Genomic DNA, 24285 nt, shown 5'->3' on the forward strand with positions numbered 1-24285 from the left:
GGTCAGGCGTCCTGGTCGGGGGCAACCTGGAAGAGGACTTCGCTGTCCTGTGCCCAGACAGAAGCCAGTGGGGCGCCTTCAGGGCGCAGGAGGGCCGCGTCGGGGAAGTGGACCGGCTCTCCCTGCACTTCGAGGCTCCAGCCCCCCTCGGAGGGGGTAGCGGTGACCACTTCGCGCAAGGGCAGGGTGATCTTCACGTCAAAGGCGCGATCATCGATCACGTCGACTTCGAACGGGAAGCCTGCGGCGTCTGGCTGGAGCACGTCAGGCTGGTGGAGACGCATCCAGTCGGTCACGGCGAAGAAGAGATCTTCGGGCGGGAGCGTGTAGTTCTCCGCGACGATGATCAGGTCGTATTCCCAGGCGAAGCCGCGCTGAGGCCCCTGTGTCGCGCGCACCGCGCCGCGTTCCACCCACATGACCAGGCGATCGGCATCGCGGGCTAGGGCGGGGAGGGTGGCCGCGATCGCGGCGCGCAGCAAGGCGGGCTTCTTCACAAGGTCAGTCCCAGAGGTTGACGGTTTCGAGGGTGGGGGCGCTGGTGGCCGGGGGATCGGGCAGGATGACCGCCGCGCCTTCGGGGACGCGGGTGCCCAGGGCGATCAGGTCCGGGTTCAGGGCAAGCGCCTGTTCGACCACGCCGCCGGACGTGGTGCCCAGTTCGCGCCAGCAAATGGCGTCCAGTGTGTCCCCCTGGCGGGCGGTGACGGTGGAGGTCATCAGATCAGCTCCACGGCGGTACGCGGCACGGCGAGAATGTCGCGGATGGCGAGGGTGGAGAGGCGCAGGTATTCCTGGGCGGTCGTTTCCTCGGTGTCGGCGCGGGCCTGGCCGTCCTGGGTGGCGGTGAGATCGCGGTGCAGTTCGGCGAGCTCAGCCGCGGCGGCGAAGCGCACGGCGCGGGTGTAGAGCAGGGTGAGGCGGTGCTGCCCGGCGATACGGCGGGTGGGCGCGACATCGGCGAGGCTGGTGGCGCCTTCGCTTTGCTGGGCTGCACGCCAGGCCTCCAGTTCGCCGGTCACGCTGATCACGCCGCCTTCGAGGGCGCCGACGAGGCGGGCGTGCGTGACCATCGTGGTGAGGCGCAGGGCATCGCGCATCGCGTTCAGGTCCACATCCGGCCACCAGCCATCGCCTTCGATCACGCTGTTAGGCGGCGAAGCGGGCGAGGGAGGGAGTGCGGCAAAGGGCACGGGGGCGGCTCCTGCAAGGTAAAAAGTGGGGGGTGGGGATCAGGCGTTGGCTTTGGCCTTCTGGCCGCGCCTTGCCTGTTCCGCCCCCCGGCGCGGTGGCGCAGCTGTTATGGGGCCGGGGTGGCCGGATCGGTTTCGGTGGGCGGGGCATTGTCCGCCTGGGCCTGCTCGGCTTCGGCGTCGGCCTTGTCCTGCGCGGCCTTTGCGTCGGCGAGCTTCTTCAGCTTGCCTTCGGCGGTGCGCAGAAGCGTCTTCGCGCCGCAGCTGTCGTGCAGTTCGATGGCGCGGGTGAAGTGGCCGATGGAAGCGGTGAGAAGGCCGCCCTGGCCTCCAGCGGTGGCGCTGGGGGCGGTGGCATCGAAGGTGTCCGCGCAGTGGGCGAAGGCGAGGCCCAGGGCCTTTTCCAGCTTGGCGCGCACCTGGTCGAAGATGTCTTCGCCCGCGACCAGGTCCTCGACCTCCTGCAGGACGTCGAGAGGGACGTCTTCCACGTTGGCGATGGCGGCTTCGGCCACTTCCTCGGCGATGAGGGTGGCGGGAGTGCGCTTGTAGCGTTCAGGGAGCGCGAGGTGGCCGCCCAGCAGCGTGCGGGCGAGCTTCATGGCGAAGGGCCAGTCCTGGATGTCGATGGCCCAGACGGCCATGGTCGCGACGATCTCGTCCTGGGTGCTGGGCACGTCGCCCGCCAGCCAGGCGGTGGCCGCGCTGTCCGCCCAGACGCGGTACTTCTCGATCATCGCGCGTTTGGCGTCGATCTTGCGCTCGGTCGACTGGATTTCGCGCAGGGAGGCAAGGTCGAGGCCGAGGGCGGCGAGCAGGAGCTGGTATTCGCTGGCGACCGGACCGGTCTCGGGCATGGGGAGGGGGCCGGAAGTCCACTTCGCGCCCGATGTTCCGGGGCGGGGGATGTCGGCGCGGACCGTGCTGGCTGCGAGGGTGCGCTGGCGGTGGCGCTGGGCGGGGGAGAGCATGGCGGGCGATCCTTTGCGCGTGAAAGGTGGGGAACCTGCCCCGCCCGGGGGAGGGAGAAACCGGGCGGGGGCAGGGAAGGCGGCGCGTTAGGGGACCGGCCGCCTTTTGTCTCAAGAGGGCCGGTTATTCGGGGGGAGCTTCGGCCTGGGCGATGTTCTCGACGAGGCAGGCGTATTCGAGGTCCTCGATCACATACGCCTCGTTCGAGGACTGGTAGTCGGTGACCTGGTCGAGTTCCGGCTCGTCCTTCAGGAGGCGGCGGCGCTTGCCGTCCTGGTAATAGATCGAGAGGTTGTCGTAGCGCGTGATGAACACCGTCCCGTTGGGGAAGCCCGGCACGCGCACGGCCGGAAGACCGCCCAGGCGCTTGGTCGACATGATGACATCGCGAGCCTGCTGCTCGGTCGGCGCCTGGTCCTGGTTGACCATCGGGAAGTACTTGTCGTGCAGGAGGTCACCGGACACGAAGACGACAAGCTCGGTGTCGTTCTTGGCCCATTCGGCCAGAAGCGATTCCTTGGCGTCCCAGACCAGCGCATCGAGCGTGGCGTAGTCTCCGCCTTCGCCATAGGTCACCTTGCCCGAGCCCTCGATCACTTCGGCCAGAACGCGCTCTTCGTTCTCCACGCGCATCTTCTCGAGCCACCCGATGTTGACGTCCTGAAGGAGTGGGTTCGCAGTGCGATCGGTCTGCGCGGCGGCCGAGGTGCCGTTGAAGCCGATGAGGATGCGATCGAGGGCCTGACGGCGCAGGTTGTTGTCGCGCCAGAGCGTCTCGAAGTTGGGGAACTTGGCCCACTTGTCGATCTTGGCGTACTTGAGCGCGACGTCGAAGTTGGTCTGGACGCAGGTGTAGCTGCGCTCGTCCATGGCGCTGGGATCGATGCCGGTGCGGCGCGTGCCCGCGCTGGTGTTGGTGCGCCCGGCGATGGTGCTGCCGATGCCCAGGCCCAGCAGTTCGCCCATGATCTCGTCGACGGGTTCGATGTTGATGCGGCTGAGGAAGTCGCTCGATTCCTGCATGCGCTGCTCGAGCGTCTGCTGGACGGAGGGTTCGACGGTGAACTTGGCCGAGGCGGCAACAGCGGGATCGATGCCGTTGAGCAAGGCGATCTGGCTGACCATCGTCGCGAATTTGACGCGGGTGGCATTCTTCATGGGGTCTGTCTTTCAGGCTGGAGAGGCGCGGGCAGGGAAGGGGGCAGGTCAGCAGTCGGTGCGCTGGGCGTTCTTGCCGCCGGTGGCCGGCTCACGTTGGGTGAAGCCATGGGCGGGCGTGTTTTCTATCTCGGACGTGAGGGTGGCGAGGTCGGCCGTCAGCTTCGTGAACCTGGCCGCCGTGTCTTTGCGGTCGGCCTCGATCGCGGTGAGGAGCTGGCCGAAGCTGGCCGCGAAGGCGGCAAGGTCCGGGGACGCGGCGGTATTGGCTTCGCCCTGGGCGGGCGGTGTAACCGGGGCGACCGGGGGCGTGACGGTGAAGCGGTCCAGGAAACCCTTGAGCGAGGCAAAGATGCCGGTGGGATCGGCGGCGCTCGATGCGCCTTCCTCCTCCAGCTCGATCTCGGCTTCCTCGGTCGCGGTGAACAGGTTGCCCTTGTCCTTCTTGCGGTGGGCGAGCGGGTTGTTGTCGCCCTGCTGCGCGGCGAAGGTCAGCAGTTCGGTGCCGAGCGAGGCCGGGCTGTCGGTGACGGCCAGGCCGACCATGTAGGCTTTGCCGGTTCCTGCGAAGTTCGGGTTGATCTCGATCGAGGAGAACAGCTTCTGGCCGCGGTCCTTGACCGCCACCAGCGTGTCGAGCGCGTCGACCTGGGCAAAGAGGCCAAGGCGCTGGACCGGCTCGCCGCCGATCTTGAGCGTGACGTTCTCGGTGCGAAGGCCGGTCACCTGCCCGTAGTTGCCGAAACTGCCCTCGGCGCCCAGACCACGCACGTGCTCCATGTTGACGAGCGCGGTGTAGGTTTCGGGATCGTAGGTCTCGGCCGCGTCGAGCAGCCACTGGCGCTGGATCTCGCGGCCATCGGTGGTCGCGCCCTCGACGGCAACGCGGAAATAACGGGTCAGGGGCATCGGGTTTGCCTTTCGGTCCTTGGGCTTGGGGCGACCGTTTTCAGGCGGTGCCGGGTTTTGCTGATCGCCAAAGGACAGGCTCACGCGGCCTAATTCAACGCGGGCGCGTTGTGGCGCTGCGCCTCACAAGGAGGGGGGCTTAGTTCGCCCCCCATTTCGCCCCTAGCGTGCGCGCCATGACCGAAAAACAGGACACGATCAGCGACCAAGCAGCGAAGGAAGGGGGCGGTGCATTCGCGTCCGAGCCTGCCTCCATGCCCGCGATCGTGGCGAAGCGCACGAAGGCGCGATCGCTGTACTGGCAGGGCTGGACGCTGAGCCAGATCGCCGAAGAGCTGGACCTGGCCTACACCACGGTCGCCAGCTGGAAGAGCCGCCACAAGTGGGACGATGCGCCCGCCATCCAGCGCGCCGAGGAAGGTACGCTGGAGCGGTATCTGAGGCTGATGGCGAAGGACAAGAAGACCGGCCAGGACTTCAAGGAGATCGACCTGCTCGGCCGCCAGTTCGAACGTATGGCGCGCATCGCGCGGTATTGCGATGGCGGTACCGAGGCGGACCTGAACCCGGCGCGCGCGAACCCGGCCCGTTCGACCAACAAGAAGAAGGAGAAGGCGAAGAACCTTCTGACGCGCGAGCATGTCGCCCAGCTGCGCGCGGACCTTGAGGCCGGGCTGTTCGGCCACCAGGAGGGCTGGCAGGCCAGCGTCTCGCAGCGCACGCGCATGATCCTGAAGAGCCGTCAGATCGGCGCGACCTGGTATTTCGCCCGCGAGCGCCTGCTGGTCGCGCTGGAAACCGGCAAGAACCAGATCTTCATCTCGGCAAGCCGCGCCCAGGCGAACATCTTTCGCAACTACATCGTCCAGTGGGTGCAGAAGGTCTGCGGGATCGAGCTGAAGGGCGATCCCATGGTCCTGCAGCGCGGCGAGGACGAGGACGGCGCGCCGCTGGAGGCGGTGACGCTCTACTTCCTGGGCACGAACTACCGCACCGCGCAGGGCTATACCGGCGACGTCGTCATCGACGAGTGCTTTTGGATCTACGGCTTCGAGGAGCTGTTCAAGGTCGCATCGGCCATTGCCACGCACAAGCAGTTCACGCGCACGCTGTTCTCCACGCCTTCCACCTTGGGGCACGAAGCTTACCCGATGTGGACCGGCGAGCGCGTCAACAAGCGGCGCGCGCGCAAGGACCGCCTGAAGATCGACATCAGCCATCGTACGCTCAAGGTCGGGCAGGTGGGCAAGGACGGGATCTGGCGCCAGATCGTGACCGTGTTCGATGCGATCGAAGGCGGCTTCAACCTCGTCAACGTTGACGAGCTGCAGCTGGAATACGCCGCGGACGAGTTTGACAACCTGTTCCGCTGCCTGTTCCTGGACGACAGCCTCTCCATGTTCCCCTTTGCCATGATGCGCCGGTGCATGGTGGATAGCTGGGATACCTGGCACGCGGACTACCAGCCCTATGCCCTGCGTCCCTACGCGGGCGAAGTGTGGCTGGGCTACGATCCCAACGCCAGCGAGAGCGGTACCGGCGACGATGCCGCGCTGGTGGCCGTGGCCGCGCCGACGAAGCCGGGCGGCAAGTTCCGCATCCTCGAAAAGCAGCGCCTCAAGGGCCTGCAGTTTGATGCCCAGGCCAAGGCGATCAAGCTGATGTGCGGCAAGTACAACGTGACCCGCATCGGCATCGACACGACCGGCGCGGGCAAGGCGGTTGAGCAGCTGGTGCGCAAGTGGTTCCCGACCGTCACCGCCTACCATTACAACGTGCAGATCAAGTCGAGCATGGTGCTGAAGGCCAAGAACGTGATCAGCGCCGGGCGCCTGGAGTTCGACGCGGCCTGGCAGGACATGATGTCCGCCTTCATGGCGATCAAGCCTGAGGTGACGAAACACGGCGTCTCCTACGTCGCGAGCCGCAGCGGCGGCGTGGGCCATGCCGACCTCGCCTTTGCGACCATGCACGCCCTTTTCTTCGAGCCCCTGGACATCACCGAAGCGCCGGGCGGCACGACCACAGTGGAGATCTACGAATGAGCGAGACGCTGCCCGCTAAGGCGAAGGCTGACCAGATGCAGGCAGGCGCGAGCGCGGGGGCGGAAGCCTTCACGTTCGGCGAACCGGAGAGCGTGCTGGATGCAGGCGCCATCTTCGACCTGTTCGAGGTGGCGCACAACAATCGCTGGTACGAGCCGCCGGTGTCGCCCCAGGGCCTGGGCCGCGCCTATCGGATGAGCCCGCAGCACCAGAGCTCGATCCTGTTCAAGCGCAACCTGCTGGCCGCGAGCTACCTGCCCACGGCCATGCTCTCACGCAGCGACTTCGCGCGCTGGGCGCTGGACTGGCTGGTGATGGGCAACGCCTATCTGGAGCGCGTCGACAACCGCCGGGGCGCGCCGCTGGCGCTGAAGCCGCTTCCGGCCGCCTACATGCGGCGCGGGCTGGAGCCGGGGCAGTTCTGGTGGGTGCCGCGCGCCTGGTCCTATCACGACGCGACCGAGATGCCGCGCGGCCGCGTGCACCAGCTGCTCGAGCCTGATCCCATGCAGGAGATCTATGGGATGCCCGAATACCTCTCGGCACTGCAGTCGGGTCTGCTCAACGAGGCGGCCACGATCTTCCGGCGTCGCTACTACAACAACGGCAGCCACGCGGGCTTCATCTTGTACCTGGGCGATGAGGGGATCAGCGAGGAGGGCGCCAGCGCGATCCGCAAGGCGCTGCGCGGGGCCAAGGGGCAGGGCAACTTCAAGAACCTGTTCATCCACTCGCCCAAGGGCAAGGCGGACGCGATCCGCCTCCTGCCGATCGCCGAGGTGGGCGCGAAGGACGAATTCCTCAACATCAAGCAGGTGACGGCCGAGGACCTGATGGCCGCACACCGCGTGCCGCCCCAGTTGATCGCTGTCGTGCCCAAGAACACGGCAGGCTTTGGCAATGTGAAGGATGCCGCCGCGATTTTCTACGAGGCCGAGATCGTGCCGATCCAGGAGCGCATGCGCGAGGTCAACGACTGGCTGGGCGTGGAGGCGCTGCGCTTCGAGCGGCCCGCGCTGGCCATGCCGCTCACCCCGGCCACCTGACATCTGATAAATCGCCCGCCGGTAGGCGGGGGACCGGGCGCGCCAACGCCCAAAGTCCGACGATCACAGCTCGTCATGATCCCGATCGGTCCCGCCTCGGAGACCATCCCGCCTGCCGACTCGGCGCGGGGACAAATATGGAACATGTATCGTGTTGTCGACTCCTGAATTCTCACTCACGCCGGTCGATCCGGTGCGCCCTCTCGCGCCCTACATCGGGGGCAAGCGCCAGCTGGCCAAGCGCCTGGTCGCGCTGATCAACTCGATCGAGCATCGCACCTATGCCGAGGTCTTCGTGGGCATGGGCGGCGTCTTCTTGCGCCGCGACCAGCGGGCCAGGTCCGAGGTCATCAACGACTGGTCCGAGGACGTCTCCACCTTCTTTCGGGTAATCCAGCACCACTACGTGGCGTTCCTCGACATGCTGCGCTGGCAGATCACGAGTCGCGCAGGCTTCGAAAAGCTGCTGGCGATGGAGCCGTCCTCGCTGACGGACCTGCAGCGCTCGGCTCGCTTCCTCTATCTGCAGCGCCTGGCGTTCGGCGGGAAGGTGAGGGGCCGCGGCTTTGGCGTATCACCCGAGACGCCCGCGCGTTTCGACGTGACCAAGCTCGCACCCATGATCGAGGCGGTGCACGAGCGCCTGGCCGGTGTGGTGATCGAGAGGCTGCCCTGGTCGGACTTCATCACGCGCTACGACCGGCCGGGCACGCTCTTCTACCTCGATCCTCCCTACTATGGCTGCGAGGGCGATTATGGTCGGGATCTGTTCGGCCGCGAGCAGTTCGAGCTGATGGCGCAGCAGCTGCGCAATCTGCGTGGCCGGTTCGTACTCTCGCTGAACGACCACTCGGACGTGCGCCGGATCTTCGCGGACTTTGACTTCCGGGAGGAGGAGCTCACCTACACGATCGGCGGTGCGGACAAGGCCAAGCGTGTGGGTGAGGTGATCATCACAAACTGATCGCAAAGGGGCGGGCTGCGCGTGGCGCGGCCCGCCGTGGGGCGAATGCCGACGATCTCGCAGCAGCAGTGGAATGGATCGAGCAGTACAAGGCGTAGGCACAGGCACGCATCGCGCTGTTCACCGCGACGCTGGATAGGTTGCAAGGCTAATGCCTTGGCCCGCGCCCTATCGCTCAGCTCGACGCCGGCGCTTGCTCCTGGGGCACGATGGCCGCTTGGATCTTTCGACCAACCCCAACCAGGAAGGCCCGCGCGGGCTTCTCTACAAAACGGTTGGTCACCTCAGCCATGCCTATGGTCAACGCGATCATGATCGGTGTGGTGTAGCGATCTGACAAAGTATTGCCCAGCGTGTGCTCGGTAAGCCACTGCGCAACGCGGTGGAGCAGGTAGATGCTGAACGAGATCTCGCCCAGCCAGACCAGCACTCTGGTGCTCAGTACACGGTTGATCAAGCAATCCCCCGCCATGATGCACGCTCCCAAGATGGTGGCACAGATCAGGATAGAAATGGGATCCACGTATATCCATCGCGGATCGTAGATGAATGGCACGGCGAAAAAAGCGACGGCATAGCAGAGGCCGGCGATGACCAGTGCAGCACTTGCCCAGCGCTTAAGCACTTCGGGAGGGTTGTCCGTCACGCGAGCAGTGATCAGGCCGAGTACGAAGATGGGAAGGTAGCCGAATAGGTTGATCCGTCCTGCGGAAGTACCGAGCCAGAGCGCCACGCCAATTGCGGCTATCAGCAGCGGCACCAGAATTGTCATCGCGGGCAACCGGGCCTTAGCGTAGGCATACCAGATCAGCACGAAGAAGGCGTAGAACTGGAACTCGGACGAGATAGTCCAGATTGTGTGCCCGGCCCCGGCAAGCAGCAGGTGCGGCACGATCTGGTCCGCGCTAAGGGCGAAAATATCGGCGGATGGCTCCAGATAGTTCAGCAGCCCGACCGAGATCACCACCAGCGCGAACAGGGGGTAAACGCGAGCGAACCTTCCGACCGCGTAGGTCCACACGCTGGAGAAGGTGAAGTCCTTCTCCAAGTAGAGCTTGCCGATCAAAAAGCCGCTGATGATGAAGAACAGAACCACGCCGATCGCAGGAACTGTGGGGATGGGCGAGAAATGGCCACATACTACGCTCATAGCTGCCACGCCGCGCAACCCGTGCAGCTGTTTGATAATGGGTTTCGCCGTCATGTTGTGCCCCCGCCTTAGATTTACACACGAGAATTGTTGACCAATGTCACCGTTTTATAGTTGGCGCCGTCCTCGTGGGAGAGGGAGTGCTTAATGGCATGGACTGGCATTAATCAAGAGGAACATAGCCGCAAAGGACTGCGGTATCCAAGCGGCATGATGGATAGGGAGTGGGCGCTGGTGGCGTCGTTGATTTTCCCGGTAAAACACGGAGGGGCGGCGTCGCAGTACGAATATGCGCAAACTCGACGGTTTGGCGCTACTTCTCGGCCTGGCGTAACGCGGGATTGATTGAGGTTATGCGCACGCTGCTGGTCATGAGCCTGCGAGAAATCGAGAGGCGCGCAGCCTCTCCCAATGCGGGCATCATCGATAGCCAGGGCGTGCAAACGACCGAGAGGGGGCGGCCCCAGTGGATATGACGCGGACAAGAAGGTCGAAGGCCCCACACGCCGCCACTGCCCCCACGCCTCGCCTCCACGCTTTTGGGGCGGATATTACGCATGGGGTTAGCCTATTGCGCACATTGGAATGTGCGGTTTGTGGCTAATTTCTGCGGGGTGAGGTGCCGATTGGGCCTCAGGGCAGCATTACGCACAATATCGGTCTACGCAGACGGCCACTTCTTGGCACGGCTTTTGCTCCTTGCCCCTCGGATGCCCCGGGCGGCGCAGCCGCCCCCGCGCGCCGGTTCGTTTGGCGCTTCGCTGGGGGAGTGATTGGCCCTTTCGGGCTATGGGCAACAACAAATTTAGCGCCAGAGGGCGCGTCAGCGTCCTCTGTCCTTTTCTCTTCTAGTTCTGGACAGGGGGTACAATGCCAGCTTGGCACTCGCACTAGGACCAGACGATGTGTTGAGCATTTCCTGGTGTTCACGTAGCGCATCGAGGTCGTCGCCATACATTCGCGCGAGGCGATCATCGGCTGAATCGGCAGCTAGAGCGCGGCGATGAGCACGTTCTTCCCGGCCACCAGTAGAGAATGACCCGGTAAGGACTTTGACCATGCGCTCTGCCTTGGTGGCCATGCGGGAGGGGACTGGGCCCGATCCTTCCATGTGCTTATTCACCTCTCTGAGCTTCGAACCAAGCTTCTGACGTAATGTCCTTACGATCTCGATGGGAAGCTTAATCATGTCGATGAAGTAGGCGTTGCTGGTCTGCTGGAGCCGCGGGCCTTCGCCCGGGGCGTTGCCGGTCTTCATCGTCCGGCGGACCCAGTTGATGATGTTCTGGTCACGGAGGGCATGGAGCTGCCTGACCACAGTCCGGCGCGAAAGATGGCAGCGCTTGGCGATTGTGTCGAGGCTGGGGTCGCAGCGCCCAGTTTTGCCGTCCATGCAGCCGAGCAGGGCATCCAGCACAGCGCGCGCGTTCATGGAGATCGGCAGCTGCTTGCCGTTCTCGCGAATGTGGCTGGCATAGCGTGTGACTGTCTTCGAGAAGGTGTCGAAGAAGCGAAGCGCGTTCTCGTTCTTCGTGGTGCGTTCCCAGTAGATCGTCGAGACCTGGGCGCGGGGATCCTGGATGTCATAGCTTCGGCGCCAGGTCGCTTCGCCCGCGCGCTTAGAGCTAGTCGTCTGCTGCGAATTTTCGTTTGGCGTTTCGCTTGTAAGCCATTGATTTTTCAAGGGGGGGTATTTCCGCGCTTGGCGGAAAAATGCATTTAAGTCAGGTGTTTATGATGATATCATAATCCGCGTGTCGGGGGTTCGAGTCCCTCCTCCGCTACCACCGTAAGGCCCACAGCACTATTTGTGGCCTTACTAGCGGTCTCAGCAGTGAACTGCCCATAGTGGCCATTTACCTTCACATGCAGCTTATACGGCGCGTTTGCGTCATGCGAGACGACGACTTCGGTTATTACGTCTCGGAACATGCGCACTGGCTCCGGGCACTTGTCTAGGCGTCCCTCCTTGAGGGCCTTTGCGTACTTCTCGACCGTGGCAGGCATCAAAGTGACCTTAGGCTCACTTGCGGTGATCTGGGCGAGCCTCTCCCTGATAGCGGCCTTCTCGGCGGCGAGTTCGTTTGTGCGTGCTCCGAGCTCATGCTTGTCTCCGATGCCCTCAATCAAGAAGTCTATCGTCGATCTTATGTCCTTCTCGATCTTGATGAGCCGCTTGTCGAGCTCGTCCTTCTCCGCGAACTGGTTACGAAGTAGCGCCTTGCGCTCAGCCTCGTAGGCCTTCGCGAAGGTCATCAGCTCGTCCGGGTTGTTCAAGTGCTGGGTCACGAGCTGCAGCGCGAGCTCTTCGATCAGGTCCAGGTAGAAGGTGTGCGGGGCCGGGCACGATCGGCTGTTCTTGTGTGCCGAGCAGTTGATGCGCTGCCGGCTCGCCTTGTCCATTCCTTTGACCGACATGCCGGAACCGCAGGCTCCGCACTTGAGGAGGCCGGACAGGAAGCGGGTGGGGCGCTTGGCCTTGTTCGGGTTCTCGGGACTTTTTATCTGGCGGATCGCTGCGTGCGCCGCGTAGAACTCTTCATCCGAGACGATGCGTAGCTCCGGCATTGGCGCGTGGTGCCATTCGCTCTCGGGATTGGGGCGGGAGACACGCCGGCCGGTCTGCGGGTCCTTGACCATGCGCACTTTGTTCCAGACGAGCTCGCCGATGTAGAGGCGGTTGCGGATGATGCCTGCGCCGCGCGAAGCCATGCCGTTGAGGCTGCTGGGCTGCCAGAGCTTGCCGCGTGGGCCGGGCACCACGTCCTGGATCAGGTCGTAGCAGATCGCGCTGGGGACTTCCCTTCCGCAACCTCCTTGAAGACCCTGCGCACGATGCGTGCCTCGTCCTCGACGATCTCCAGCATCCCGGTCTCGCCTGGCACGGCGCGATAGCCATAGCGTGGCCCCCGGCGGACATGCCGGCCTTGATGAGCCCCTGCATGCCGCGCTTGACCTTCTGTGCGTTCCCTTCGCGGAACATTTGGCTCATCAGGCCGCCGAGGGCGATACGCATGGTGTCAGCGTCGCCGCCGTCGTGGACACCGTGGATGGAGACGTTCTGGAACTGCGCGATCTTGTGGAACTGGGCAATGTCGGCGACGTCGCGCGAGAGGCGGTCCATGGCCTCGGTCACGATCAGGTCGAACTTGCCCTTGAAGTGCCCGGGGTTTTGCGGAGGCTCCGATTTATGAGAAGGAGCTTTCGTTTTGAGCAGAGCCCGGACTAGTTATCACCTGAGATCCGCGATCGTGCAGTGCGTATGGTTGGCGAACATCGCGCCGATTACGGTTCGGAGTGGGAGGCGATGTCTTCGATTACCGCCAAGATTGGCTGCACGGCCGAGACGCTGCGCCGCTGGTGCCGCGAGGAGGCGAGCCGACGAGTGGGGCCAGCGGCGCTTGCGGCCGATGAGAAGGCCAGGATCAAGGCTTTCGAACGTGAAGTGAAGGAACTCCGTTGGGCCAACGAGATCCTCCGCAAGGCGTCTGCATATTTTGCGATGGCGGAGCGAGCCTGAACCACTGGCGCCGCGAGAGATGATGATGGCGTTCATAGACGCCCATCGCCAGGACCTGGGTATCGAGCCAATCTGCCGAGAGCTGGCAGTCGCCCCGTCCTCCTATCACGAACATGCTTCACGCCTGTTTGATCCGTCCAGGCGACCCGAGTGTGCGCGTCGGGACGAAGAGATCTACCGTCAGATCAAACGCGTCTATAAGGACAGCCACAGCCTCTATGGGGCGCGCAAGGTCTGGCATCAGCTACGCCGCGAAGGCTTCGCAGTTGCCAAGTGTACCTTCGAGCGCCTCATGCGCAGCATGGGGCTTGCCGGCATACGGCGAGGCAAGATGGCGGTGACAAACATCAGCGATCCCAAGGCGCCATGCCCACTGGACAAGGTCAATAGGGAGTTCTGCGTCTCGCGGCCCAATGCCTTGTGGGTTGTCGATTTTACGTACGTCCTTTCCTGGGTCGGCTTCGTCTATGTCGCCTTCGTGATCGATGCTTATTCGCGACGGATCGTAGGCTGGAAGGTCAGCACGTCGGCCATGGCCGGCTTTGTCCTCGATGCCCTGGAGCAAGCCATCCATGCCCGCCGGCCCGGGCCCGGATGATGGCCTGATCCTTCACAGCGACAGAGGCGTTCAATATCTCGCCATGAACTACACACAGCGCCTTGCCGAAGCCAATCTCGTCCCCTCGGTCCGGAGCGTCGGCGACTCTTATGACAACGCCTTGGCCGAGACGATCACCGGTCTCTACAAGGCTGAGGTCATCTGGTGCCAGCGTTCCTGGCCAAGCGTATCTGCGGTGGAAATGGCGACATTGCGCTGGGTGGATTGGTTCAACAACCACCGCCTCTTCGGCCCTATCGGCTACATCCCGCCCGCCGAGGCCGAAGCGAACTACTATGCGGCCCTCGAAACCCTCGATATGGTCGCCTGACTCAAACCAAACTGCCTCCGGAAAACCCCGGGGCGCTTCAGGCCTTGGTTGAGGCGCACAATTCTGGTTGTCGAATCCTGAAGGAAAGAAGCAGCCATGAAGCATTATGCCGGACTGGATCTGTCGATGGAAGGCACGCAGGTCTGCATCGTTGACGAAAACGGTCGGAAGCTCGTGTCGGAGAAAACGGAGAGTTCTCCGGAGGCGATCGCGGCGATGCTGGAGCGCTATGGCCCAATCGAGCGTGCAGTGATCGAGACGGGGCGCATGTCGCCAGCGATCTGCCTGAGCCTACGCGAAATCAGCGTGCCGATTGTATGCATAGATGCCCGCCAGGCGCTCCAGAGCCTGAAGGCGATGAAGGCGAACAAGAGACCCGCACGATGCGCCGGGCTCGCACAGCTGGTGCGGACGGGGTTCTACAAGGAGGTGCACGTCAAATCCCCGGCAGCGCATGGCGTGCGCAGCGTGATGACCGCGCGTGGCCATCTGGTCGAAGCACGTGTGCGGCTCGACAACATGATCCGCGGTCTTTGTACCACATTCGGTTATCACCCCGGTCCGGGACAGGGGAAGGCATTCCTTGAGCGGATCATACAGGCTGCCCACATTCCCGGCTCGGGCGAGGCCATTGCATCTCTGCTGGCTGTTCGCGCTGAACTGGTCGAGCAGATCAAGGAAATGGATCGCCGGTTGCGCGTCATCGCCAGCCAGTCACAGGCCTGCGAGATCCTCATGACGATCCTAGGCGTTGGTGTGCAGACATCCATTGCCTTTGCCGCGGCGGTGGATGAGGCAGGCCGCTTCCGACAATCGCGCAATGCCGGCGCCTACTTCGGCCTGGTGCCCAGACGCCACCAATCGGGCGAACTCGACTGGACGGGCCGGATCACCAAACAGGGCGATGGCACGGTGCGCAAGCTGCTCTACGAGGCGGCTAACTCGATCCTCACCCGCAGCCGAGAGACCTTTGCTCTGAAAACATGGGCCAAGAAGATCGCCAAGCGCTGAGGTCTTAAGAAGGCCCGCGTCGCGCTTGCACGCCGCCTCGCGGTGATCATGCACGCCATGCTGCGCGCCGGCACTTTGTTTCAGGCATGAGGTAGCGTAGAATGTGTTTGCCAGCGGTGAAACGTCAAAGCTGATCAGAGGGCGGTGTACCGCGAGGGAACGCAGGGACGGACGATTTACGAAGGTGCTCAGATGGATCAACAAGCCCGCGTCGAGTCAATGCAACGTTCGCCTCTGTGAGACCCGACCCAGCACGACCAGCTTCCGGTTCGGCCAGTGCGGACAAATCCATGAAACCCTCAAGAGATCGCACCACCAAGCTCTGCAATTGCAGATCCTGAGCCTAGGCACACCCGAAGGCTATTGCCAAATCACAGTTACCGGAAAGGACGTGCAGGCCGCTTTTCGCACCTATGGCTTCGATGTCCCGGAGCGCGAGGATGTGCCCATTTGATACTAAACCCGACCTGGCCAAACCGGTCTCATGGGGAGGAGAGGGCAGGGCCGGGAGTGACCTTCTGCCTTCCCCTCCCGGAATGTTGTCAGAAGCGGTAGCTGACCGTTGCCATGACGTTGCGCGGTGCGCCCACGAAGCAGTCGCCGCGTGCGAGGCACGAGGCATAGAATGACTTGTTGAGCAGGTTCGTCGCGTTGAGGGCAAAGCGCCAGTTGCGCCAGTCGATCTCGGCCATGGCGTCGACAGTCGTGCGCGAAGGCGTCACCACGGTGTAGAGCGTTCCGGCTGGGATCTCCGGGTCGAGGCCATAGGGATCGAGAGGCCCGGTCGAGCGGCTCTTGCCGGTGTAGACGACGCCGGCTCCCAGCTTCAGGGCCGCTTCGTCATCGACGTTGAAGGTCTTGGTCGACCAGGCCGACGCGGTGTGGCGCGGCATGTAGTTGAGGCTACTGTTTGTCTCGGATTCCAGTTCGTTATAACCGTAATTTACGAGCAATTCGAAGTTGCCGGGCAGGGTGTGGCTGGCCTCGAATTCGACGCCCTTGGTGGTCAGTTCGCCCGACTGGCTGGTCGCGCCGTTGGCGAGGTAGAGGACACGGTTGCGTTCCTTGATATGGAAGGCGGTGACGGTGACGAGAGTACCCCGTTCGGGCTGCCACTTGAGGCCGGCCTCGAACTGGCGGCCGGTCTGCGGCGCGTAGGGATCGCCGTAGGTGCCATCGGCGTTGTTGATGCGGCCTGCGACTGGGAGGAAGCTCTCGGTGTAGCTGAAGAAGGGCGAGATTCCGGCCACGAGTTCGCCGATGAGGCCCGCGCGGAAGGTCGTCGCGTGGTCGGTATTGCCGTTGGAGGAGGTTACCCTGTCACGGCGTGCGCCGATGACGGCCGAGACGCGGTCGAAGAAGCGGATCTGGTCCTGCACATAGATACCCAGCTGCTTCTGGCTGGTGTCGGAGAAGGAGCCGGTGGCTTCGACCTCGCGCATGGCTTCGTAGTCGATGTCGTAAAGGTCGATCAGCTCGCTTTCATAGACATCGATGCGGCCGACCTTGTTCCAGCTGTAGTCAACCCCGACCAGGAGCTGGTGCTCGATATTGGCGCCCGTGCTGAAATCGAAGCGCAGGTTGTTGTCGGTCGAGAAGACGTTCATGCGTGCCTTGCTGGCACCGATCGAGACCCCGATCGTGCGGCCGTCGTTGCCATAAGGCAGGAATGGGTTGGTGGGGTTGGTGTAGCTGTCGGCGTAGCGCGAATAGTAAGTGAGGTCGCTGTCGATGTAGCGTGCCTTCATGCTCAGCTGCACGGCTTCCGAGAAGCGGTGCGTGATCGCGCCGCCACCCTGGAGCGAACGGCCGTCGTAGCGGTCCCAGCCTGGCTTGCCGATGAAGGTGAAGGGATCGAGGCGGTTGGCGGTGCTCTCCTGATCGGCGCCCATGGTGACCGCGATCGGCAGGAACTGCGAGGTCGAGCCAGTGTCGTCCTCCTGGTAGAGGCCGTTGAGCACGATGTCGGTGTCGGGCGTCGGCTGCCAGCGGATTGAGGGCGCGAACATGACGCGGTCGTCGGGCACGTGATCGACATAGGTGTCGGCGTCGCGCACGCGGCCCACGCCGCGGATGGCGAGGTTGTCGGCCAGCTGCAGGTTGAGGTCGGCCATCGCCTCCTTGCGGTCATAGCTGCCATAGACGAGGCTGGCTTCGCCGCCGGTGCGGAATTCGGGCGTCTTGGAAACAAGGTTCACAAGCCCGCCGATCGAGCCCTGTCCGAACAGCACCGAGGCTGGCCCGCGCACGATTTCCACGCGCGAGAAGTTGTACGGGTCGGAGGTGATGCTTGCGTAGTAGCTGAAGATATCGCGCATGCCGTCGCGGAACTGGAGGGCATCAAGGCCGCGGATGGTGAAGCCATCGACGCGGGTGTCGCGTCCGTAGGGATTGGCAAGGACGCCGGCTGCGTATTTCACCGTGTCGCTGATGTTGATCGCGCCCTGTTCGACATAGCGCTCCGAAGTAATGACCGTCAGCGGCTGGGGAATCTCGACCAGCGGGGTTTCTGTCTTCGTGCCGGCAACGCCCGCGGTCACGATGATGCTGTCCTCGCTCGCGGGGGTGTCCGGGGCGGCGTCCTCGGCCATGGCAAGCGACGGCTGGAGAACGGCGAAATGCGCAGCGCCGCACATGGCGAGCGACCGGACGAGTTTCATGCTAGGCCCTTTTGCAAATTGATCTCAATAAGCGGGCGCACTAACGTGATTGATAATCAGTTGCAATAATAAAGAAGTTTGGGGGCGATACGGCCCGTGGAGGGGGCCGGGATGGGCGCGCAAGTCTGGACCCGCGATCGCGCAATGCCGCGCGCGAAGCATCTGATAAGCCTAGGTTTCAAGGCAGGCCAGCGGTGTTCGGGCGGTGCGGCTGCCTGTGGGCGGGGGAGGCGGTTTGCGCGGAGCGCGCCGGACGGAAACCGCCCGGCGGCCCGAGGTGCTCAGGATTGCGCGAGGGCGTCGTCCTTCGCGAAACGCTCCTTGAACAGGTCGAAGGGCTCGTTCGCGGGGTTCGCCTCGCGGAACTTGCGGCGGCCTTCGTCCTTCAGGTAGTCCGCGTAGAGCATGGTGGTCGTCCCCACGCGGCGGATCGAGAGCACGGTGTCCATCTGCTCCATGAACACGCCCAGCTTCTCGATCGGGGCGCAGGCCAGGACCTGGAGGTTGAACTCGCGCAGGAGTGCGAGACAGCTGTTGACGTTGCCGCCGTCCAGCGCGTTGAAGGCTTCGTCGAAGAGGATGATGCCAAAGCCCAGGCGGTCGCGGTTGTCTTCCGCGCCGTGGCACACATTGGCCATCGCGCAGGCCATGGCGATGTAGAAGGGCACCTGCTTCTCGCCGCCCGAGCCGCTGCCCTGGCGCTTGGCGTAGTCGGAGGTGACCCGCTCGCCGTCGAGCGTGGTGGTGAGCAGCTCGAACTGCAGGTAGTTACGGTAGTCGCTGATCTGCTCGACGTTCTCGCCCTCGTCGATCATGCGCTTGATGCGCTCGACGCCCTTCATCAGGCTCGGCTCGATCTCGTTCGCACCCTCGTCGAAGAGGGTGCTGACATCGATGCTGTTGAGCTGGACGAGGCGCGCGATCTCGACGATTTCGGCGAAGAAGCGGTCGGGCTTCACCTCGAAACGGTAGAGTTCGCCGTGGAAGGGGCGCATCTGCAGGCTGCGGTTGATGTTGCGGATCTGCCGCTTGGCGCCTTCGAGGCGGTCGTGCAGCTTCACCAGCATGTCGGTCTTGAGCGAGGTCTCGATCGACGCGCGGGCCTCTTCGGCCTGCTCGCGGTATTCGCCCAGCGTGTTGGTGATGATCGCGCCGAGTTGCTTTTCGAGCCAGGCGAGCTGGACCTCGTGGGGAGCTTCCTTATCGAACTGCTCGACGATGCCCGCATCGTGGGCATAGGCATAAGCCTTCTGCGGGGCCTGGCCGAGGAGTTGCGTCACGCGGGCGCGGGCGCGGGCCGCCTGTTCCTGGGCTGCGTTGCGCACGGCGGGCACGACCTTGCGGTGCTCTTCCATGAGGTAGGCGAAATCGCGTAAGGCATCCTCGCGGGCGAGTTCGGCCAGCGTGTCGCGCTCGGCAAAGGAGGCTTCGGCCTTGGCGAATTCCTCTTGCGCGACGGCCAGCTTTTCGCTGGCGCTGCCGACGTGGTGGCCGGTCACGCGCTGGGTGCGTTCGTCTTCCTCCAGTTCTTCCTCATAGGCGGCAAGGTCGACCTTGAGCGCTTCCAGGCGCTCGCGGATCTCGACCGGGCGTTCGCCTTCGAGGGTTCGGATATTGTCCTCGATCTGGGCGACGCCTTCTCCGGCGTCCTGCCGCGCGCGTTCGAGGTCGGCCAGGCTTCGCCCGGCGGCAATCTCGAGGAAGCGCTGGATGTCGGCAATGAGGTCCTTGAGGCGGTTGGCCTGCGTGCTGGTCTGTTCCAGCGTGCGTTCCTGCTCGGCAACGCGCTCCTCCAGCATCGGCAGGTTCTTGCGGCTGGCTTCCTTGCCGAGGCGATGGACCTGCGCAGGCCGGCGGTTCTCGATCGAGCCGCCCGAGGAGTAGAGGCAGTCCTCGGTGACGGCGCGGTCATACTGGAGAAGTTCGCGTTCGGTTTCGACGCGGCGCACGGTGTTGAGGCGGCGGTTGACGAAGGCGCGGGCGTGGATGTCATCGGTGGCGATGATCGCGGCCAGGCTCGTCGCGTCGGGCTCCTTCCAGTCGCCACGTGTCTTGGTGGTGTTGACGATCTGGGTGCCGGGGAAGTCGCGGCGGCGCTTGCGCAGCAGCCCGATGGCCTGTTGCGCGTCGGCCGGGTCAACGACCAGCGCGTCGCGTGCGGCGCCCAGCAAGGTCTCGGCGGCCTCGACCCAGCGCTCGTCGATGACTTCGACAAGTTCGCAGATCGGGCGGGCGGTGATGCCGTTTTCGTCGAGGTAGTCGATGAGGCGCGCGGTCGGCCCTTCGATCAGCGCGCCGCCGCGCTCCAGGCCCTGGAGCTGCTCACGGTTCTCGCGTAGCTGCTGGCGCAGGCTGGCCAAGCTGGCGAGGTGCGCTTCGCGCGCGTCCTGCGCGCTCGTCACGTAGCGTTCGAGCGGGGGCAGGAGCTGGGCGACGATCTGGTCGATGTCGCGGGCGGACAGCGCCGCGCCATCGGCGATGCGGGCTTTCAGCGCTTCGAGCGCTTCGCTGGCGTGGCGGTATTCCTCGCCCGCATAGGTGCGCACGATGCGGTCGGCGAGCCCGGCGACCGCGCCGATAGCGGCAAAGTAGGCCTGGTACTGGCCATCGGCCTCGGTGAAGGCGCGCTCGGCGATCGGCAGGTTGAGATCGCGAAATTCGCGGATCGCCTGTTCGCGGGTGTCGTTGTCGAGCGCGCGCGAGATGTCGCGGATTTCCTCGCGCAGGCGGCCCACCGTTTCACGGGTGCGCACGACGCGGCGGTCGACGAGGTCCTGCTCGGCGAGCTTGGCCTCGTGCTGGCCGGTGACGACGCGCAGGTGCTCTTCCAGACGGTCGCGCTCGGCCTTGCTGGCAATCCAGCGCATCCGGGTTTCCTCGGAGACCTTCTCGTCCAGTTCACGGTAGGCCGCGATGGCTTCGGTGACCTGCTTCTTCTGGACTTCGAGGTCGTCGATCTTCTTGAGGAGGCCACGCCAGGTGGCGACCGACTTGCGCAGGCCATCGACATCGAGCCCGGCGGGATCGAGCAGGAACTCGCGCACGAATTCGGTCGCGGACTTCATCTCGCGGATGCGCAGGCCGTTGCGCAGGGCCTTGAGGAATTTCTCAGGGTCGGCGTGGTGGCCCTTGCCGCCGAGCACCGAAAGGACGCGGCGGGTAAAGTGGGTGGGGCGGTGGCCGAAGTTCTCGAAGCCCTCCTGTGTGCGCAGGCGGGTGACGAGGTCGGCATAAGGCAGCACGTAGGACGCGCCGTCCTCGCTCTCCTCGATGAAGTCGGCGTCGCGCAGCGACTGGCCCGGCGCAATGAAGGCGCCCAGCACGGTTTCGGTCTGCTCGCCCTCGACCGCGCTCATCGCGATGCCGACCGTCCAGCAGTAGCCGTCGCTCTCGCGCTCGAAGACGAGACTGACGTAGCTCAGGCAATTGGTGCGCAGCGTCTCACCGGCGACCCGGCCGAGGCAGTAGTCGAAGACCGAACGGTTCTCGCCCACCTTGCGGGTCTGGCCTGCGGTGACGTTGGCGCTGGCGTTGAGCTGGAAGTAGTTGCGGTTGTTGCCGGTGAGGACGACCTGGATCGCATCGAGGATCGAGGACTTGCCCGCGCCGTTAGGCCCGATCAGCGAGGTGCTGCCGCGCAGGTCCACCGAGAGGCGCTCGAAGGTGTACCAGTTGATGAGGTTGATGCGGCTGAGCGTGATCACGAGGTGGTCTCCTGCGAGGTGTCGTCCCCGTCTTCGGATTGGGCGTCGTCGGATGTGGTGGCGTCCGTTTCCGGCTCGGCGTCAGGCGCCTGAGCCTCGGCGGCCTTGTTCGCGGCGACGTCATCGGCCTCGACCTCAGGCTCGGGCTCGTCCTGCGCGGCCTCGGTCTCGAGGCGGGCGCGGGTGGCCTCCATCCATTCCTCGATGCGGGTCTGCCAGGCATCGCCCGTCACGCTGCGGATCGAGGGGCGGATGGTGATCGCAATGCCGTTTTCCTGCGGGATTTCATCGCCCAGGTCGATGAAGCGGCGGCGGCGGAAACTGTCGAGGATACGGCGCACGCGCGACCACGGCGGACGGGTGCGCGCGACCCACTGGTCGTAGCGCTCCATGACCTCCATCGAGGTCGTCTCGACGTGGCCGAACTCCTCCTGGTTCATGGTGAGGACGCCGTTCTCGAAGGTGGCGCGAAGAGCCAGCAGGAGGATCGTCTCGTCGAGCGAGAGGATCGTGCGCGTGAGGCTCTCCTGCGGGCGCAGTTCGACCATCATCTCGTCCGGGCGGACCACCAGATCGCGGCCCAGCGCGTCAAACAGCCCTGCGAAGTAGACGCGGTGGCGCACGAGCAGGTCATAGGTCCCGGCCGCGTTGTGGTCGTCGCGGAACAGGCACTGCTGGTAAAGCAGGCGGTCGGCCGCGCGCACCATCATCTCCTTGGAGAGGTCGCGGTTCTGCGGGTGCTCCAGAAGCTCTTCAAGATCGTACAGCGTGGGGCCGTTCATTGCTCGTTGCTCGCAGGTTCAGGGGAAAGACGTTCGATGCGAAAGGCGGTGAAGGCGGACCAGTCGGTCTCGACCACGCGGCCCGGATCATGGACCACGCGAAACCGCCGCGAGAGGTCCTTGCTGGCGTACATGTCGAGCTGGCGCGCGCCCTGCAGCAGCAGCGCTTCCTCCGGGGTTTCAATGCCGAAGGCGTCGGCGTCGAGCGCGTCACGTTCGCCGAGGTTGCGCTCGACGTAGTCGGCGATCTTCTGCGGGGTGACGGCAAGGCGCAGGAGGTAGGCCTTCTGCGAATGGTCGTAGGCGACCATTGCGGGATCGACCGTGGATGTGCGCACGGGGCTGGGCGGCGCGACGATACGCCGGGCGGTTGGCGCGGCGAGACTGTCCGGGCCCCAGTGGCGCACGGGATCGGTGAGTTCGGACGGAACCTCCACCGCATCGTCCCATTCGAGCGGCAGGGCCGAGGCGTCGCGCAGCAAGTGTGTGACGCGCAGCAGGCTCGAGCCGTCGATCTCGTTCATGTAGCTGACGGTGCGCGCGATGCGCTGTTCGAGGCGGCTGCGGAAGGCGTCGATGTCGTCGAGGCGTTCCTCGGCGGCATCGAAGATGCGCTTCACCTGGTCGAGATGCTGGCGCACGCGTGAGGTCGCGGTCTCCGGGTTCGTCGCCAGGCCCTGCGCCTGATACCCCTGCGCAAAGGCGGCCACGACTTCGGCGTCGTGCTCGTAGTCCGAGATCATCTGGATGATCCGGTTGCGGTGGCGGAAGGGGTTGTTGGTGGTCTTGATGACCCGGTAGTCGGCGATCAGCACGTCCTCGACGAAGTCGAAGAAGCGGGCGAGGATCTGCGTGGGCTGCGGATCGGAGACGATGCGCTGCTCATGCGCGCGCAGATTGCCGATGATGGCGGAGAGGTGCTGCTGGAAACGCCGCGCGCGCAGCGCGGCATCGGCGAGCGAGGAGGCCTTGTCGAAGGGGTCATCGCCCAGCCGCTCGATCACGCTTTCAAGAGCGGCGATGGTGCCGCCGAAATGGACCGCTTCGCCTTCCTCGATGGCGCTCAATGTTTCGAGCAGCATCGAAACCGAAGCGTCGAGATCGACCATCTCGACATAGCCGCGCGAGTGCTCGACCAGCCATCCGGCCTGGCGCAGCTTGACGTAGACCTTGAGCGGGTTCTGGCTGGCGTCCGCGTTTGCCGCGTCGGAGGCAAAGTCGTCGGCGATGTCGGAGAGGCGGTCGATCTGTGTCGCGATGAAGGCGACGAGGTCGTCCTTGCGCACGGGGTTCGTGTAGTGCTCGCCGAAGAAGGCCCGGTAGACCCACAGGATCAGCCGCGCATAGTCACGCCGGGCGGGGGAGGCGAGAACGGCAAAGAGGCTGGGAGGCAAATGCCCGAACAGGGCATCGCGCGTGCCTTTCTCCCGATGTTCGTTGCTCTCGGTCTGCATCGAAGTCCCATCTGGGCGCCCGCTCCGGGATGGAAAGGACGCCGGTGTGAAGGGGCAGGGGCATAAGTGGCAAGCTGCGGTGCTGCAACCGTGCGCGCCAGCTTGTGAACACCCCTGAGCAGGGGTGGGCTCAGGCGGCGAGGGCGTTTATGGCCGCGCGCAGGTCTGCGATCACGTCGCCTCGGGCCTGGAGCAGGGCCTGGAGTTGGAGGCCATCGGCCAGCGCCATGAGGTGGCGCGCGCTCTGGTCGGGATCGAGACCGGGCTTGATATCGCCGCGCGACTGGCCCTCGCGGATGGCCTCAGCCAGATCGTGCTGCACGCGATCCACGCGTTGCTTGAAGAAGGCGTGGGCGGAGTGCTCCGGGTCGACCGCTTCGGCGGCGAAGGCAAGGAAGAGGTGGCCCATGCCCGGCGCGCCGACATTGCGGCTCACGGCCTCCACGAACAGGTCCAGGCTTGGCGGCGCGGCGCGGGTGCCCGTTTCACGCAAGGAGGGGATCGAATCGCTGTCCCAAAGCTCGATCACGCTTTGCAGCAGGTCCTCGCGGTTGGCGAAATAGTAGAGGATATGGGCGGGCTCCATGCCGAGTGCCTCGCCGATGTCGCGCAGCGACTGGCGGGTGTACCCCGCGCGGTTCATCAATTCCATCACGCCGCGCAGGATCGCTTCGCGCTTTGCTGCGCCCTTGGCGTAGCCACGGCGCCGGGGCGTGCGGGCATCAAGGGGGGAAGCGGCGGCGTCGGGCATGGGGGATCTCTAGCACGCCGGCCCCGATTATCGAGAG

The 24285-nt window shown here is 64.5% G+C and carries 17 protein-coding genes, 4 pseudogenes and 1 other annotated feature; of the genes and pseudogenes, 6 read left to right on the forward strand and 15 right to left on the reverse strand.

Translation table 11 applies throughout. The features are described 5' to 3' along the window. Positions 1-2: 2 nt before the first annotated feature. The 6 genes from MTR65_RS03045 to MTR65_RS03070 all read right to left on the reverse strand — a co-directional run bounded on the left by MTR65_RS03045 (position 3) and on the right by MTR65_RS03070 (position 4232). Entirely contained in the window at positions 3-497 is a 495-nt protein-coding gene (locus tag MTR65_RS03045; protein ID WP_243796916.1) for a phage tail protein, read from the reverse strand. Positions 498-501: 4 nt separating this feature from the next. Beyond that, entirely contained in the window at positions 502-720 is a 219-nt protein-coding gene (locus MTR65_RS03050; RefSeq protein WP_243796919.1) for a tail protein X, read from the reverse strand. Next, positions 720-1193 (reverse strand): head completion/stabilization protein, encoded by a 474-nt coding sequence (locus MTR65_RS03055; protein WP_243796922.1) that lies wholly within the window; start codon positions 1191-1193, stop codon positions 720-722. The genes MTR65_RS03050 and MTR65_RS03055 overlap by 1 nt, the downstream gene beginning before the upstream one ends. Positions 1194-1300: 107 nt before the next feature. After that, complete coding sequence (gpM, locus tag MTR65_RS03060) at positions 1301-2164, reverse strand: phage terminase small subunit (RefSeq protein ID WP_243796924.1); 864 nt, start codon at positions 2162-2164, stop codon at positions 1301-1303. Between the two features lie 124 nt (positions 2165-2288). Next, entirely contained in the window at positions 2289-3323 is a 1035-nt protein-coding gene (locus MTR65_RS03065; protein WP_243796927.1) for a phage major capsid protein, P2 family, read from the reverse strand. A 48-nt stretch (positions 3324-3371) separates the two neighbouring features. Beyond that, a complete protein-coding gene (locus MTR65_RS03070) occupies positions 3372-4232 on the reverse strand; it encodes a GPO family capsid scaffolding protein (protein WP_243796930.1) in 861 nt (286 codons plus the stop codon). A 176-nt stretch (positions 4233-4408) separates the two neighbouring features. Here MTR65_RS03070 and MTR65_RS03075 point away from each other — a divergent pair, with 176 nt between their 5' ends. From MTR65_RS03075 to MTR65_RS03085, 3 genes are all read left to right on the forward strand, one after another. Beyond that, positions 4409-6277: a terminase large subunit domain-containing protein gene (locus tag MTR65_RS03075; RefSeq protein WP_472977678.1), complete on the forward strand. Its 1869-nt coding sequence runs from the start codon at positions 4409-4411 to the stop codon at positions 6275-6277. After that, positions 6274-7323, forward strand: coding sequence for a phage portal protein (locus MTR65_RS03080; RefSeq protein ID WP_243796932.1), 1050 nt, complete (start codon positions 6274-6276; stop codon positions 7321-7323). The genes MTR65_RS03075 and MTR65_RS03080 overlap by 4 nt, the downstream gene beginning before the upstream one ends. A 151-nt stretch (positions 7324-7474) precedes the next feature. Further along, positions 7475-8287, forward strand: a complete 813-nt coding sequence (locus MTR65_RS03085) for a DNA adenine methylase (RefSeq protein WP_243796935.1) — start codon at positions 7475-7477, stop codon at positions 8285-8287. A 175-nt stretch (positions 8288-8462) separates the two neighbouring features. Here the strand turns inward: MTR65_RS03085 and MTR65_RS03090 are convergent, their stop codons facing one another. Next, on the reverse strand, positions 8463-9491 hold the full coding sequence (locus tag MTR65_RS03090) for an acyltransferase family protein (RefSeq protein ID WP_243796937.1): 1029 nt from the start codon (positions 9489-9491) through the stop codon (positions 8463-8465). Between the two features lie 93 nt (positions 9492-9584). Here MTR65_RS03090 and MTR65_RS03095 point away from each other — a divergent pair. Then, a pseudogene (locus MTR65_RS03095) lies at positions 9585-9944 on the forward strand (transposase family protein); the annotation flags it as partial. A 316-nt stretch (positions 9945-10260) separates the two neighbouring features. Here the strand turns inward: MTR65_RS03095 and MTR65_RS03100 are convergent. The 3 genes and pseudogenes from MTR65_RS03100 to MTR65_RS20300 all read right to left on the reverse strand — a co-directional run. Beyond that, positions 10261-11121, reverse strand: coding sequence for a helix-turn-helix domain-containing protein (locus MTR65_RS03100; protein WP_243796939.1), 861 nt, complete (start codon positions 11119-11121; stop codon positions 10261-10263). Between the two features lie 59 nt (positions 11122-11180). Next, the gene (locus tag MTR65_RS03105; protein ID WP_327194311.1) at positions 11181-12224 is read right to left on the reverse strand and encodes a recombinase family protein; all 1044 of its coding nucleotides are present in this window, start codon (positions 12222-12224) and stop codon (positions 11181-11183) included. Between the two features lie 193 nt (positions 12225-12417). Further along, a pseudogene (locus MTR65_RS20300) lies at positions 12418-12561 on the reverse strand (hypothetical protein); the annotation flags it as partial. A gap of 138 nt (positions 12562-12699) precedes the next feature. On the opposite strand from MTR65_RS20300, the pseudogene MTR65_RS03115 reads away from it, so the two are divergent. Then, positions 12700-13886, forward strand: a pseudogene (locus MTR65_RS03115) (IS3 family transposase). Continuing rightward, positions 12927-13052 (forward strand) — a sequence feature (AL1L pseudoknot). Its footprint overlaps the pseudogene before it by 126 nt. Before the next feature lie 96 nt (positions 13887-13982). Continuing rightward, positions 13983-14987 (forward strand): annotated as a pseudogene (locus MTR65_RS03120) (IS110 family RNA-guided transposase). Positions 14988-15439: 452 nt separating this feature from the next. On the opposite strand, the gene MTR65_RS03125 reads toward MTR65_RS03120, so the two are convergent. The 5 genes from MTR65_RS03125 to MTR65_RS03145 all read right to left on the reverse strand — a co-directional run bounded on the left by MTR65_RS03125 (position 15440) and on the right by MTR65_RS03145 (position 24248). Then, entirely contained in the window at positions 15440-17557 is a 2118-nt protein-coding gene (locus MTR65_RS03125) for a TonB-dependent siderophore receptor (RefSeq protein WP_243796949.1), read from the reverse strand. 281 nt (positions 17558-17838) lie between these two features. Then, on the reverse strand, positions 17839-21261 hold the full coding sequence (locus MTR65_RS20220) for an SbcC/MukB-like Walker B domain-containing protein (protein ID WP_243796951.1): 3423 nt from the start codon (positions 21259-21261) through the stop codon (positions 17839-17841). Beyond that, positions 21258-22043, reverse strand: coding sequence for a DUF4194 domain-containing protein (locus tag MTR65_RS03135; RefSeq protein ID WP_243796954.1), 786 nt, complete (start codon positions 22041-22043; stop codon positions 21258-21260). Before MTR65_RS03135 ends, MTR65_RS20220 begins: the two co-directional genes overlap by 4 nt. Then, a complete protein-coding gene (locus tag MTR65_RS03140; RefSeq protein ID WP_243796957.1) occupies positions 22040-23497 on the reverse strand; it encodes a Wadjet anti-phage system protein JetA family protein in 1458 nt (485 codons plus the stop codon). Before MTR65_RS03140 ends, MTR65_RS03135 begins: the two co-directional genes overlap by 4 nt. A 130-nt stretch (positions 23498-23627) precedes the next feature. After that, on the reverse strand, positions 23628-24248 hold the full coding sequence (locus MTR65_RS03145) for a TetR/AcrR family transcriptional regulator (RefSeq protein ID WP_243796959.1): 621 nt from the start codon (positions 24246-24248) through the stop codon (positions 23628-23630). Positions 24249-24285: the final 37 nt, after the last annotated feature.

This window comes from Novosphingobium mangrovi (assembly GCF_022818885.1).
Taxonomy (GTDB): domain Bacteria; phylum Pseudomonadota; class Alphaproteobacteria; order Sphingomonadales; family Sphingomonadaceae; genus Novosphingobium; species Novosphingobium mangrovi.

Excerpts from the sequence above, each read along its gene's own strand:
- MTR65_RS03075 (WP_472977678.1), top strand. The coding sequence starts at position 4,409 with ATGACCGAAAAACAGGACACGATCAGCGACCAAGCAGCGAAGGAAGGG.
- MTR65_RS03135 (WP_243796954.1), bottom strand. The coding sequence starts at position 22,043 with ATGAACGGCCCCACGCTGTACGATCTTGAAGAGCTTCTGGAGCACCCG.
- MTR65_RS03070 (WP_243796930.1), bottom strand. The coding sequence starts at position 4,232 with ATGCCCCTGACCCGTTATTTCCGCGTTGCCGTCGAGGGCGCGACCACC.
- MTR65_RS03140 (WP_243796957.1), bottom strand. The coding sequence starts at position 23,497 with ATGCAGACCGAGAGCAACGAACATCGGGAGAAAGGCACGCGCGATGCC.
- gpM (WP_243796924.1), bottom strand. The coding sequence starts at position 2,164 with ATGCTCTCCCCCGCCCAGCGCCACCGCCAGCGCACCCTCGCAGCCAGC.
- MTR65_RS03125 (WP_243796949.1), bottom strand. The coding sequence starts at position 17,557 with ATGAAACTCGTCCGGTCGCTCGCCATGTGCGGCGCTGCGCATTTCGCC.
- MTR65_RS03065 (WP_243796927.1), bottom strand. The coding sequence starts at position 3,323 with ATGAAGAATGCCACCCGCGTCAAATTCGCGACGATGGTCAGCCAGATC.
- MTR65_RS03080 (WP_243796932.1), top strand. The coding sequence starts at position 6,274 with ATGAGCGAGACGCTGCCCGCTAAGGCGAAGGCTGACCAGATGCAGGCA.
- MTR65_RS03050 (WP_243796919.1), bottom strand. The coding sequence starts at position 720 with ATGACCTCCACCGTCACCGCCCGCCAGGGGGACACACTGGACGCCATT.
- MTR65_RS03090 (WP_243796937.1), bottom strand. The coding sequence starts at position 9,491 with ATGACGGCGAAACCCATTATCAAACAGCTGCACGGGTTGCGCGGCGTG.
- MTR65_RS03145 (WP_243796959.1), bottom strand. The coding sequence starts at position 24,248 with ATGCCCGACGCCGCCGCTTCCCCCCTTGATGCCCGCACGCCCCGGCGC.